Genomic DNA, 361 nt, shown 5'->3' on the forward strand with positions numbered 1-361 from the left:
AAACGCAGCAAAACCTATGATTAATATCCCGCCATCAATTCTTGATATTTGGGAAGTTTGAGCTAAAAAAAAAATTATTTGCTAGTAATAATAGTACTATAGCTACTACTAATGAAATCGGAATTTCCCGCCAAACAGTTGAGGATTGAACGGTTATAGGGTAAATTAAACCTGCTATTCCAAGAATGATGAACAAGTTGAAATTATTACTCCCAATAATATTTCCTAATATAATATCTGGATATCCATTTATAGAAGCAATGGAATTGACCACTAATTCAGGTGCGGAAGTACCAAAAGCAACTATTGTTAAACCAATAACTAAGTCAGATACATTATATTTTTTCGCTAGTGAAGAGGC

General features: G+C 32.4%; 1 protein-coding gene. It reads right to left on the reverse strand.

The annotated features are described in order from the left end of the window. Positions 1 to 34: 34 nt before the first annotated feature. On the reverse strand, positions 35 to 361 hold a 327-nt coding region (locus tag ON07_RS15655), incomplete at its 5' end, for a sodium:calcium antiporter (protein WP_010232424.1).

The sequence above is a fragment of the Gillisia marina genome (genome assembly GCF_000258765.1).
Classification (GTDB): domain Bacteria; phylum Bacteroidota; class Bacteroidia; order Flavobacteriales; family Flavobacteriaceae; genus Gillisia; species Gillisia marina.